Annotated in this window: 10 protein-coding genes; 4 read left to right on the top strand and 6 right to left on the bottom strand. The window is 68.6% G+C overall.

Annotated elements, in window-relative coordinates; translation table 11 throughout:
• Positions 1-95: 95 nt before the first annotated feature.
• The 3 genes from hemC to CFB41_RS12890 are packed head-to-tail and all read left to right on the top strand — an operon-like array spanning position 96 to position 4,260.
• Positions 96-1,100, top strand: coding sequence for a hydroxymethylbilane synthase (gene hemC, locus CFB41_RS12900; protein ID WP_089456746.1), 1,005 nt, complete (start codon positions 96-98; stop codon positions 1,098-1,100).
• On the top strand, positions 1,100-3,070 hold the full coding sequence (hemDX, locus tag CFB41_RS12895) for a fused uroporphyrinogen-III synthase HemD/membrane protein HemX (protein ID WP_089456745.1): 1,971 nt from the start codon (positions 1,100-1,102) through the stop codon (positions 3,068-3,070). Before hemC ends, hemDX begins: the two co-directional genes overlap by 1 nt.
• A 2-nt stretch (positions 3,071-3,072) precedes the next feature.
• Positions 3,073-4,260, top strand: a complete 1,188-nt coding sequence (locus CFB41_RS12890; RefSeq protein WP_089440783.1) for a heme biosynthesis protein HemY — start codon at positions 3,073-3,075, stop codon at positions 4,258-4,260.
• Between the two features lie 115 nt (positions 4,261-4,375).
• On the opposite strand, the gene CFB41_RS12885 is transcribed toward CFB41_RS12890, so the two are convergent.
• The 4 genes from CFB41_RS12885 to CFB41_RS12870 form a co-directional block, all read right to left on the bottom strand.
• Positions 4,376-4,741 carry a DUF4180 domain-containing protein gene (locus tag CFB41_RS12885; RefSeq protein WP_089456744.1) on the bottom strand — a complete coding sequence of 122 codons (366 nt, stop codon included), beginning with the start codon at positions 4,739-4,741 and terminating at the stop codon, positions 4,376-4,378.
• An 18-nt stretch (positions 4,742-4,759) separates the two neighbouring features.
• Positions 4,760-6,064, bottom strand: a complete 1,305-nt coding sequence (locus CFB41_RS12880; protein WP_089456743.1) for an MFS transporter — start codon at positions 6,062-6,064, stop codon at positions 4,760-4,762.
• 177 nt (positions 6,065-6,241) lie between these two features.
• The gene (locus tag CFB41_RS12875; protein WP_069248588.1) at positions 6,242-7,000 is read right to left on the bottom strand and encodes an SDR family oxidoreductase; all 759 of its coding nucleotides are present in this window, start codon (positions 6,998-7,000) and stop codon (positions 6,242-6,244) included.
• A 71-nt stretch (positions 7,001-7,071) separates the two neighbouring features.
• Positions 7,072-8,511 (bottom strand): aldehyde dehydrogenase family protein, encoded by a 1,440-nt coding sequence (locus CFB41_RS12870; RefSeq protein WP_089456742.1) that lies wholly within the window; start codon positions 8,509-8,511, stop codon positions 7,072-7,074.
• A gap of 521 nt (positions 8,512-9,032) precedes the next feature.
• Here CFB41_RS12870 and ppa point away from each other — a divergent pair.
• A complete protein-coding gene (ppa, locus tag CFB41_RS12865) occupies positions 9,033-9,560 on the top strand; it encodes an inorganic diphosphatase (protein WP_034178734.1) in 528 nt (175 codons plus the stop codon).
• A 54-nt stretch (positions 9,561-9,614) separates the two neighbouring features.
• Here ppa and CFB41_RS12860 read toward each other — a convergent pair whose 3' ends face one another.
• The gene (locus CFB41_RS12860; RefSeq protein ID WP_089456741.1) at positions 9,615-10,439 is read right to left on the bottom strand and encodes a GIY-YIG nuclease family protein; all 825 of its coding nucleotides are present in this window, start codon (positions 10,437-10,439) and stop codon (positions 9,615-9,617) included.
• 49 nt (positions 10,440-10,488) lie between these two features.
• The gene (locus tag CFB41_RS12855) at positions 10,489-11,523 is read right to left on the bottom strand and encodes an AraC family transcriptional regulator (protein ID WP_089456740.1); all 1,035 of its coding nucleotides are present in this window, start codon (positions 11,521-11,523) and stop codon (positions 10,489-10,491) included.
• Between the last annotated feature and the right edge of the window lie 66 nt (positions 11,524-11,589).

The raw sequence follows: 11,589 nt of genomic DNA, 5'->3' as shown, positions 1-11,589 counted from the left end.
GGCGGCAGGCCGGGCGCAGGCTCCAGGCCCGGGCGGGCAGGGGCGTGCGTGCTACCATTGTTCGATCTTCAATCCCGTCCTTCGATGTTCCAGCAATGAATTCCGAGACCCCCGCGGCCGGGCCGCAACAGGCACAGTCGCCCGCGACGTTGACGATTGCTTCGCGCGAAAGCCGCCTGGCGATGTGGCAAGCCGAACATGTGCGTGATGCGCTGCGCAAATTATATCCAGCTTGTGACGTGAAAATCCTCGGGATGACGACGCGCGGCGACCAGATTCTCGATCGCACGCTGTCGAAAGTCGGCGGCAAGGGCCTGTTCGTGAAGGAACTGGAGGCCGCGCTGGCCGACGGCCGCGCCGATCTCGCCGTGCATTCGCTGAAGGACGTGCCGATGGCGCTGCCCGACGGCTTCTCGCTCGCCGCGATCATGGAACGCGAAGATCCGCGCGATGCATTCGTGTCGAACGACTACGCGTCGCTCGACGCGCTGCCGGCCGGCGCCGTGGTCGGTACGTCGAGCCTGCGCCGCGAGGCGATGCTGCGCTCGCGCTACCCGCACCTGGACGTGCTGCCGCTGCGCGGCAACCTCGACACGCGCCTCGCGAAGCTCGATCGCGGCGACTACGCGGCGATCATTCTCGCGGCTGCGGGCCTGAAGCGCCTCGGCCTCGAAGCGCGGATCCGCGCGCTGCTCGACGTCGAGGCGAGCCCGCCCGCCGCGGGCCAGGGCGCGCTCGGCATCGAGATCGCATCGCACCGCGACGACGTCGCCGCATGGCTCGCACCGCTGCACGACTCGCAGACCGCGCTCGCGGTCGAGGCCGAGCGGATGGTGTCGCGCGCGCTCGGCGGCAGCTGCGAGGTGCCGCTTGCCGCGCACGCGGTGTGGCGTGCGGGCGAGTTGTACCTGACGGGCCGCGTGTCGACGACCGACGGCAAGCGCGTGCTGACGGCCGAGGAATGCGGGGCCGTCGTGACCGTCGCCGATGCGCTCGCGCTCGGCCGCGCCGTGTCCGACGAGCTCGAGGCGCAAGGCGCGCTCGACATCGTCCGGGCGCTGCTCGCGGGCTCGCAGGCCGCCGGCAAGGGCGACGCCTGATGGCGGGCGGCGCGCGCACGTTCACCGCTGTCCTGACGCGCCCGGACGGCCAGTCCGGCGCGCTGGCGTCGCAACTGGCCGAGGCCGGCTGCGACGTGCTCGAATTTCCGTTGATCGACATTGCGCCGGTCGACGATCCCGCACCGCTCGACGCGGCATTCGCGGCGCTCGCCGACTACGCGCTGGTGATTTTCGTCTCGCCGAACGCGATCGACCGCGCGCTCGCGCAGTACGGCGCGATCTGGCCGAACGCGCTGCCGGTCGGCGTGGTGGGGCCCGGCAGCGTCGCGGCGCTCGAGCGTCACGGTATCGCGGCGCCCGCGCATCGCGTGATCGCGCCGCAGGCACCGGCCGACGGTGGCGTACCTCACTACGATTCGGAAAGCCTGTTCGCGTGCATCGAGGCCGCGTTCGGGGGCGCGCAGGCGCTGGCGGGCAAGCGCGTGCTGATCGTGCGCGGCGACGGCGGTCGCGAATGGCTCGCCGAACGATTGCGCGAGGCCGGCGCGGACGTCACGCTCGTCGCCGCCTATCGGCGCGTCGTGCCCGAGCCGCGCGTCGGCGCGTGGGAGCGCGTGCATGCGCTGCTTCACGGCGAACCGCATGCGTGGCTCGTCACGAGCTCGGAAGGCGTGCGCAACCTGCACGAACTCGCGCGGGCGCATCTGAACGATGCCGAGATCCACGCGCTGAAGCACGCGCCGCTCGTGACGCCGCATCCGCGGATCGAGCAGACCGCGCGTTCATTGGGTTTTGATAGGATTACGCTGACCGGCGCGGGCGATGAGCGCATCGTCCGCGCGTTTCGAACGATGGCCGAGGAGGCCGTCCAACCGGCGACAGCCGCACCGGTGACTAAACGCATGACAGATACCAACGATTCCAAAAGCGTCGCTTCCCAGCCGGCCGCTGCATCCGCACCGCCGTCACGCCCCGCCTACATGGGCGCCGAACCGCCCGCGCGCCGCGGCGGTAGCGCGGTGCTGTGGTTCGTCGTCGTCGTGCTCGGCTGCGCGGCGGGTGTCGGCGGCTACGCGCTGAACCGCAAGATCGACCGGCTCGACGGCACGTTCGTCACGCGCCAGAAGGCGCTCGATGCGCAGACGGCCGAGACGCGCATGAAGACCGAGCAGGCGCTCGCGAGCACGCATCAGGTCGACACGCAGCTCGCGCAGCTCGACGGCAAGCTCGCCGACGCGCAGAGCGCGCAGCAGGCGCTGCAGCAGCAATACCAGGACCTGTCGCGCAACCGCGATGCGTGGATGCTCGAGGAGGTCGACCAGATGCTGTCGAGCGCGAGCCAGCAGCTTCAGCTGACCGGCAACACGCAGCTCGCGCTGATCGCGCTGCAGAACGCCGACGCGCGCCTCGCGACGTCGCAGAGCGCGCAGGCGGTCACGGTCCGCAAGGCGCTCGCGCTGGACATCGAGAAGCTGAAGGCCGCACCGGCGGCCGACCTCACCGGCCTCGCGATCAAGCTCGACGATGCGATCGCGAAGATCGACGCGCTGCCGCTGTCCGGCGAGGCGATCGTCCCGCATGAGGCGCCGAAGGCAGTGCCGGCTGACGCCGCGTCGTCGGCCGTGGCCGGCGAGCCGCGCTGGAAGGTGTGGTGGCACGACTTCTCGGCCGGCCTCGGCCAGCAGTTGAAGGGGCTCGTGCAGGTGCGCCGCATCGACAACGCGGACGCGATGCTCGCGTCGCCCGACCAGGGCTACTTCGTGCGCGAGAACGTGAAGCTGCGCCTCTTGACCGCCCGCCTGTCGCTGCTCGCGCGCAACGACAGCGCGATGAAGGCCGACCTGCACGCCGCACAGGCGTCGCTCGGGAAGTATTTCGACCAGGCATCGAAGGACACGCAGACCGTCGAGGATCTGCTCAAGCAGGTTGACGGCGCATCGCTGACGGTTGCGGTGCCGAACCTGAACACGAGCCTGAACGCCGTTCAGCAGTTCAAGAGCCGGGGGTAACGATGACGCTTCGAGGAATCGTCTGGCTCGCGGTCCTGTTCGCGATCGCCGCTGCGCTCGCCACCGTCGGCCGTTTCGACGCCGGGCAGGTGCTGCTCGTCTATCCGCCGTACCGGGTCGACGTGTCGCTGAACCTGTTCGTGATCGCCATCGTCGTGCTGTTCATCGTCGTGTATGCGCTGCTGCGCATCGTGCGCAACATCTGGCGCATGCCGCAGCGGGTCGCCGCGTATCGGGCGCGCTCGCGCAACGAGAAGGCACAGGCATCGCTGCGCGACGCGATCGCGAACCTGTATGCGGGCCGCTTCTCGCGTGCGGAGAAGGCCGCGCGTGAAGCGCTGTCGGTCGATGCGAACCTGGGCGCCGCGAGTCTCGTCGGGGCCACCGCCGCGCACCGGATGCACGAGTACACGCGCCGCGACGACTGGCTGTCGAAGGTCGACGCGCCGGAATGGCAGGATGCACGGCTGCTCGCCGCGGCCGACATGCGCGCGGATGCGCGTGATGCCGACGGCGCGCTTGCCGCGCTGGCCGACCTGCAGGCGGGCGGCAAGCGCATCCATGCGCAGCAGGTCGCGCTGCGCGCGCAGCAGCAGCTGAAGAACTGGGCCGAGGTGCTGAAGCTCGCGAAGGCGCTCGAGAAGCGCGAGGCGCTGCATCCGGCGGCGGCCGTGCGGCTGCGCCAGCAGGCCGCGGAAAACCTGCTGCGCGAACGCCGGCACGACCCGGACGCGCTGCTCGAGGTGTGGCAGTCGCTGTCGCCGGTCGAGCGCCAGTCGCCGCGTCTCGCCGATCTCGCCGCAGAGCTGCTCGTGCCGCTCGAGCGTCGCAACGAAGCGCGCCGCATCGTCGAGGACGCGCTCGCGCACAACTGGGATGCGCGTCTGCTGCGCCGTTATCCGGATACGGCCGGCGCCGATGCGCTGCCGTTGATCCAGAAGGCGGAAGGGTGGAAGAAGGATCACCCGGAGGATGCCGACCTGCTGTTCGCGCTCGGTCGCCTGTGCCAGCAGCAGCAGCTGTGGGGCAAGGCGCAGTCGTTCCTCGAATCGGCACTGAAGCTGGCCGACAACGAGGCGCTGAAGGTGCGTGCGCATCGCGCACTTGCGCGCCTGTTCGAGCATCTCGGCGAAACCGACAAGGCTGCGAAGCATTACCGCGAAAGCGCGCTGGCGATTACCGTGGTCTGATGCCGGTCACTCGGGCCGCCTGCTGCAGGCGGCTCGTACACCCCGCGCAAAAAAGCCCCGAAGGCCTTTCCGGCATTCGGGGCTTTTTTTCGTCCGGGGTGGGCCGGACGACACGTCACGCGCCGAGCTTGCGCAGCAGGTCGTCCTCGCTGATGACGAACCACACCGATTGCCCGCGATTGGACTCGCGAACGAGCGCGCGGAGCGCTTCGCTGCGCGCGAGCCAGTGGTCGATATCACCGACCACGCCGAGCCGGACGCCGTAGTTGACGAGTTTCTGCAGCACGGCGCCCGCCAGCCCGCTGTCGAGCCGGTAGAAGTCGTCGTGCAGCGCGTTGGCGGGCACCGCGACCCAGTCGGCTTCATGTTCATGCGCGAGCGCGACGAGGTCGAGCGCATCGCTTTCGCGCTGGACCGGGCCAGCGGCGGGATCGCGGACCAGCACACGGTGGCCGGCTGCCTGGACGATTCGATGGTGCATGCGGGTGGGCTCCTTGCGTCACTTGTCGACCAGCCGCTTCGGCACCGACAGCGCCAGCAGCCCGCCGAGCACGAGGAACCCGGCGAGCATGTACATGCCTGAATCATTGGCGCCCGTTGCCTGCTTGAGCCAGCCCATCATGTACGGGCTGAGGAAGCCGGCGAGGTTGCCGATCGAGTTGATCATCGCGATGCCGGCCGCGGCCGCCGTACCGCCGAGGAACGCGGTCGGCAGGCTCCAGAACAGCGGCAGCGTCGTCAGGATGCCGATCGTCGCGAGCGTGAGGCCGAGCATCGCGAGCGCGGTCTGGTGCGCCCAGATCACCGACAGCACGAGCCCGAGCGCGCCGATCGCGGCCGGAATCGCAACGTGCCAGCGGCGTTCGCGGTGCCGGTCCGCGCTGCGCGCGATCAGGATCATCGCGACCACCGCGGCCGCATACGGAATCGCGGACAGCAGGCCGATCGTGAACGTGTCGGTCACACCGGTAGCCTTGATGATGGTCGGCAGCCAGAAGCCGACCCCGTAGAGCCCCATCACGAACGAGAAGTAGATCAGCGCCATCAGCCACACGCGCGGGCTCGACATCACGGCGCCGAGCGGCAGGTCTTCCTTGGTGGCTTCTTCAGCAGCGACGTTGCGCGCGAGCAGCGCCTTTTCGTCGTCGGTCAGCCAGTTGGCCTTCTCGATCCGCTCGTCCAGCTTGAGGAACACGACCACGCCGACCAGCACCGACGGGATACCCTCGAGCAGGAACAGCCATTGCCAGCCGTGCCACCCGCTGATGCCGTCGAACGCCTTCAGGATGAAGCCCGAGAGCGGCCCGCCGATCACGCCGGACAGCGCGACGGCCGTCATGAAGAACGTCGTCATCCGGCCGCGCCGGTGTGCGGGATACCAGTAGGTGAGGTAGAGGATCACGCCGGGGAAGAAGCCGGCCTCGGCGACGCCGAGCAGGAAGCGCATCACGTAGAACATCGCGGGCGTCGTGACGAACATCGTCAGGATCGAGATCACGCCCCATGTCGCCATGATCCGCGCGATCCACACGCGCGCGCCGACCTTGTGCAGGATGATGTTGCTCGGCACTTCGAAGAGGAAGTAGCCGAAGAAGAAGATCCCGGCGCCGAGCCCGTAGACGGTGTCGCTGAGGTTCAGGTCGCTCGCCATCTGCAGCTTCGCGAACCCGACGTTCACGCGGTCGAGATACGCGACCACGTAGCACAGCAACAGGAGCGGCACGAGCCGCCACGACACCTTGCGGTAGGTTGCTTCCTCGAATGCGCCGGACGAGCCCGGCAGCGACTGCGTCGATGTTGCCATGTTGTCTCCTGTCGATCAAAGTTAGCGCTTTAGCGGTTACTTGGATCCCATGCACCGCTGTCCTTATAGTTGGCCGGGGAAGGCGCTGCGGCACCCGATCCGGTTTCGTGCGAAGCAATGCGTGGATGTCGTGCCGGCCGGTGAACCCCGGCGCGGTGCGCGAACAGCCCGGTGCGGCTAGATGCAGCGTCCGCCGTCGACTTCGAGACAAACGCCCGTGATGAATTCAGCTTCGTCGGAGGCGAGGTAAAGCGCCGCGTTCGCGATGTCCTGCGGCGTCGAGAAGCGGCCGAGCGGGATCGTCGCGAGGAACCGGCTGCGGTTCTCGGGGGTATCCTCGCAGCCCATGAATTCGGTCATCAACGCCGTTTCGCCGAGCACGGGGTTGATGCAGTTCACGCGGATGCGGTCGGCGCCGAGTTCGGCCGCGAGCGACTTGCTTGCGGTGATCATCGCGCCCTTCGTGCTGTTGTACCAGACGAGGCCGGGCCGCGGCCGCACGCCGGCCGTCGACGCGACGTTCACGAACACGCCGCCGCCCTGTTCGCGGAAGTACGGCACGAAGGTCTGCACGCACCAGAACAGGCTCTTCATGTTGACCGCGTACACGCGGTCGAATTCGGCTTCCGTCACGTCGAGCACCGGCTTGTTTCGGTGCGTGGTGCCCGCGTTGTTCACGACGATCTGTACCGCATGGAAATCGTCGAGCGCGGCTTGCAGCAGCGCGTGCCAGTCGTCCTGCCTCGACACGTCGCCGGCCACCGCGATGGCCTTGCCGCCCGCGAGCGCGATCTCGCTCGCGACGCGCTCGGCTGCCGCGCCATTCAGGTCGTTGACGACGACGTTCGCGCCTTCGCGCGCATAGGTCTTCGCGATGCCTTCGCCGAATCCCGAGCCGCCGCCCGTGACGATTGCCGTCTTGCCGCTCAACCGCATGGTGTGTCTCCTGTGCTGGATATGAGTGTCGTCGTGCTTCGGCACGCGGCCGGGTGCTGCATGCGGCGCGGTCAGCCGTGCCGGATCGCGATCGTCTTCAGCGTGGTGAAGCCGTACAGTGCCTCGAAGCCTTTCTCGCGGCCATGCCCCGAGTGGCCGACGCCGCCGAACGGGAGCTCGACGCCGCCGCCCGCGCCGTAGTTGTTGATGAACACCTGTCCCGCGCGCAGGCGCCGCGCAAGACGCATCTGGCGCGCGCCGTCGCGCGTCCAGATGCCCGCGACGAGACCGTACGGCGTGCCGTTCGCCAGCGCGACGGCTTCGTCCTCGTCGACGAAACGCATCGCGGCGAGCACGGGGCCGAACACTTCCTCCTGCGCGAGCCGGTGCGACGGCGGCACGTCGCGCAGCAGCGCGGGCGCCTGGTAGAAGCCGCTTTCGGGCGCGTCGGCGACGACTTGCCCGTGCGCGGCCATCGGAATGCCGTCGTGCTGCGCGTCGGACAGGAAATCCCACACGCGCTGCTGCTGTTTCGCGTTGATCAGCGGGCCGCAGTCGAGGTCGGCGCGGCTCGGGCCGACGCGCAGCTCGTTGAACGCGGTGGCGAGCCGCTCGACGAGCGGCTCGTACACCGCGCGCTCGATCAGCACGCGGCTGCCGGCCGAGCAGGTCTGCCCGCCGTTCTGCACGATCGCGGACACGAGCACGGGCAGCGCCGCTTCGAGATCGGCGTCGGCGAACACGATCTGCGGCGACTTGCCGCCGAGTTCGAGCGTGACGGGGACGTGGTTCTCGGCCGCCATCTGCGTGACCAGCTTGCCGGTGGCCGGCGATCCCGTGAACGAGATGTGGTCGATGCCGGGATGGCGTGCGAGCGCGGCGCCGGCTTCATGGCCGTAGCCGGTGACGATGTTCAGCGCACCGGCCGGCAACCCGGCCTCGACGGCCAGCTCGGCGACGCGCAGCAACGACAGGCACGCATCCTCGGCCGGCTTGACGACACAGGCGTTGCCGGCCGCGAGCGCGGCGCCGACGCTGCGCCCGAAGATCTGCATCGGGTAGTTCCACGGCACGATATGGCCCGTGACGCCGTGCGGCTCGCGCACCGTCAGCACCGTGTAGCCGGCTTGATAGGGGAGGGTTTCGCCGTGCAGCTTGTCGGCGGCGCCTGCGTAGAACTCGAAGTAGCGCGCGAGCGCGGCTGCGTCGGCGCGTGCCTGTTTCAGCGGCTTGCCGGTGTCGCGCGCTTCGATCGCGGCGAGTTCCTCGATCGAGGCGGCGACACGTGCCGACAGGCGCATCAGCACGCGGCCGCGCTCGGCGGCGCTGGCGGCGCCCCACGGGCCCGCGAATGCGTCGCGGGCCGCGGCGACCGCGCGCTCGATGTCGGGCGCCGTGCCGCGGGCGATCGACGCGAATGGCTGGCCGTCGGAGGGATCGACGACCGCGATGGTTTCCAGTTGCGCGGGCGACGTCCATTCGCCCGCGATGAAGTGCTTCGCCTCTTCCATGCCAGCTCCTGTCGACCCGAGTTAGCGCTTTAGCGCTTACTCGGGTCCCATGCTTCGCGGTCGACCCCGAGTTAGCGCTTTAGCGCTCACCCGGGTCCCATGCTTCGCGGTCGACCCCGAGTTAGCGCTTTAGCGCTCACCCGGGTCCCATGCTTCGCGGTCGACCCGAGTTAGCGCTTTAGCGCTCACCCGGGCCCCATGCTTCGCGGTCGGCCGGAGTTGGCGCTTTAGCGCTCACCCAGGCCCCATGCTTCACGGTCGCCCCGCGTTGTCGCTTTAGCGCTCACCCGAGCCCCATGCTTCGCGTTCGACCGGCGACAGCGCCTCAACCACCGACACCGATTCCACGTACCACGGCCGATGATTCAACGGCCGGGCATCCGGAACGATTATCGGCCGATCGTCATCCGGACGCCACCGGTCGATTGGCTATAATGGCGCATTCCCTTGCGGGACGCCTGCGGCGATGCATCGGCCGCGGCGCCCTGTCCCGAATTCCCATCGACCTACAGAGAGTGCTCATGAGCTTCAATCATGTTCCGGCCGGCAAGGACCTGCCGCAAGATTTCAACGTGATCATCGAGATTCCCGCGCAAAGCGATCCGGTGAAGTACGAGGCGGACAAGGAACTGGGCCTTCTCGTCGTCGACCGCTTCATCGGCACGGGCATGCGCTATCCGGTGAACTACGGCTACATCCCGCAGACGCTGTCGGGCGACGGTGATCCGGTCGACGTGCTCGTGATCACGCCGTTCCCGTTGCTGGCAGGCTCGATCGTGCGCTCGCGCGTGCTCGGCATGCTGCAGATGACCGACGAGTCGGGCGTCGACGCGAAGCTGGTCGCCGTGCCGCACGACAAGATCTGCCCTATGACGGCAAACCTGAAGTCGATCGACGACGTGCCCGAGTACCTGAAGGACCAGATCAAGCACTTCTTCGAGCAATACAAGGCGCTCGAGAAGGGCAAGTGGGTGAAGGTCGAAGGCTGGGCCGGCATCGAAGCCGCGCACAAGGAAATCACCGACGGCGCAGCGAACTACAAGAAGTAAGCGGCGTACCGGCCGACGGCCGGTTCGTGCGAAACGCCAACCGCGCGTGTCTCCTCAGGAGGCCGCGCGGTTTTGTTTTGTGCGTTGGGGTCGCTTGCGTACGGCAGCGGGTACGGCCGCAGGCGACGGGGCGGTGGACGGCGCGTCCTTCGCGCGCTTCGCGCGGCGAGCGGTAGCGGGAGCCGCCGGCGCTTCGGCGGCTTGGGCAGCGGCCGCGCGGCGGCGACCCGATGCGGGCGCGGCATCTTCGCGTCCGTTCGTGCTGAGTTTGCCGCTGGCTGCAGGCGCCTTTGCTTTCGACGAAGCGGGTGCGGCCGGCTTGTCCTTTTTTACCAGTGTGTCGCGCGATGAAGTCTTTTTTGCGACGCCATCGCTTTCGGGCTTCTTGCGCTTTGCGACCGGGGCGGCTTTTGTCGCCGTGGGAGACTCGGGGGCTTTGGCTTCTGCAGGCTTATCGACCTTTTCGGCTTTCCCGGCTTTTCCGGGCTTCTTCGGGCTTTTGCCCGTCTCGACCGACTGTTCCGCACGGTCGACGTTCTTCGCCTGCTTCCGCCCGCGCGCACCGGCCTTCAACCCGGTCGTATCACCGCTCGCGTCGACAGTCACGACGGCCGGCAGCACCGACTCCAGCGTCCGCAACCCGGCCGCCAGCTCCCGCTTCTGCGCCGCCGTGAGCTGCTTCACCCAGTACTCGGCGCGCGACGCGCTCGACCGGTCGGGCAGTGGAAACGACGCGAGCACCGCACGCGGCTTGCGCGAGCGCGTATAGCGCGCGCCCTTGCCGGATGCGTGCTCGTCGAAGCGTGCGGCAACGTCGGTCGTGATGCCCGTATAGACGCTGTCGTCGGCGCATTCGATCAGATACAGAAACCAGGACATGGCAGGGCGGCAGGATGCGAAGCCGCCAGTGTCTCAGAAAAAGCGCCCGTCAACGCCACCGCTCGCCGTGCCTGTCGCGAAAGCGGCTCGGCGCCGCGCCGAGTTCGCGCGTGAAGAAGCGCGTGAACGCGCTCGTCGAACGGAAGCCGACCCGCGCGCCGATCTCCCCGATCGGCAGTTGCGTAGTCAGCAGCAGGTCGCGCGCTTCACCGAGCCGCGCCTGCGCGACGAGCGCATGAAACCCGACCGCTTCGCGATGCAGTCGCCGGCGCAGTGTCCAGCGCGACATCGCGAAGCGCGTGCAGACGTGCTCCATCAGCGTGTCGGACGGCACGTCGGCGTCGTCGGACGTGCGCAGCCAGTCGCGCACGCATTGCTCGACCGACGCGCCGAACGTCGAGCGGGCACGCACGCGCTCGCGCGCGGCGTCGGCCGCATGACGCTGGATGTCCGCGAGCGGCGCGTTGTAGCACTCGAACGGCGTGTCGAAGCGCGCGGAGCGCAGCACGACGCGGTTGCATGCGGCATCGAACGACATCGTCGCGCCGAGGAGATCGCGCAACGCGGCCGTCGGCGCGAACGCGCGGCCCGCGAACGCGGCTTCGTCGATCCGCACGTGCGGATCGTACAGGCGCGCGAGCGCGACGAGGATCGCGAAATTCGCGAACGCGCTGCTGGCGGGCCGGCCGTCACCCTCGTTCACGTATTCGAGTGCGATCGCGTCGCCGGTTTCATGCGCGAAAAGCCAGTCGACGTTGCCGATCAGTTCGCGGTAGCGCAGGTAGCCGTGCAGCGCGTCGCGCAGCGTCGCGGCGTTGCAGGTGATGCCCGCGAGCTCGGGGAACGGCGCGAGCCACGGCACGACCTGCGGCGGCGGCCGATGCCAGGACAACGGCCAGTCGCTCATCAGCCGCATCGCGGCGACGTGCCGATCACCGGGGATGCGCCGCGCGTCGTCGGCGAGATCGGCCGCGCCGATGCCGAGCGTCGCATACAGCGGCGCGATGTCGAAGCCGTTGCGGCGCATGTCGTCGAGCGCCTGTCGGTAGACCCGGACGGATACCGATTTCTGTCGTAACTCCATGTCTCTCTCCATGACCTTCGGGTTGCCCCCGCTGCGAGAGGTCAGGTACGGCTCCTGCCGGTCAAG

The sequence above is a fragment of the Burkholderia sp. AU33803 genome, from assembly GCF_002223095.1.
Classification (GTDB): Bacteria; Pseudomonadota; Gammaproteobacteria; order Burkholderiales; family Burkholderiaceae; genus Burkholderia.
The sequence above is the reverse complement of the archived record's forward strand: the minus strand, read 5'-3'. Positions and strand labels throughout refer to the sequence as shown.

Bases quoted from the DNA above. Each gene is read 5' to 3' on its own strand.
- CFB41_RS12880 (WP_089456743.1), bottom strand. From the start codon at position 6,064: ATGGCAACATCGACGCAGTCGCTGCCGGGCTCGTCCGGCGCATTCGAG.
- CFB41_RS12890 (WP_089440783.1), top strand. From the start codon at position 3,073: ATGACGCTTCGAGGAATCGTCTGGCTCGCGGTCCTGTTCGCGATCGCC.
- hemDX (WP_089456745.1), top strand. From the start codon at position 1,100: ATGGCGGGCGGCGCGCGCACGTTCACCGCTGTCCTGACGCGCCCGGAC.
- CFB41_RS12875 (WP_069248588.1), bottom strand. From the start codon at position 7,000: ATGCGGTTGAGCGGCAAGACGGCAATCGTCACGGGCGGCGGCTCGGGA.
- CFB41_RS12860 (WP_089456741.1), bottom strand. From the start codon at position 10,439: ATGTCCTGGTTTCTGTATCTGATCGAATGCGCCGACGACAGCGTCTAT.
- CFB41_RS12885 (WP_089456744.1), bottom strand. From the start codon at position 4,741: ATGCACCATCGAATCGTCCAGGCAGCCGGCCACCGTGTGCTGGTCCGC.
- CFB41_RS12870 (WP_089456742.1), bottom strand. From the start codon at position 8,511: ATGGAAGAGGCGAAGCACTTCATCGCGGGCGAATGGACGTCGCCCGCG.
- hemC (WP_089456746.1), top strand. From the start codon at position 96: ATGAATTCCGAGACCCCCGCGGCCGGGCCGCAACAGGCACAGTCGCCC.
- CFB41_RS12855 (WP_089456740.1), bottom strand. From the start codon at position 11,523: ATGGAGTTACGACAGAAATCGGTATCCGTCCGGGTCTACCGACAGGCG.
- ppa (WP_034178734.1), top strand. From the start codon at position 9,033: ATGAGCTTCAATCATGTTCCGGCCGGCAAGGACCTGCCGCAAGATTTC.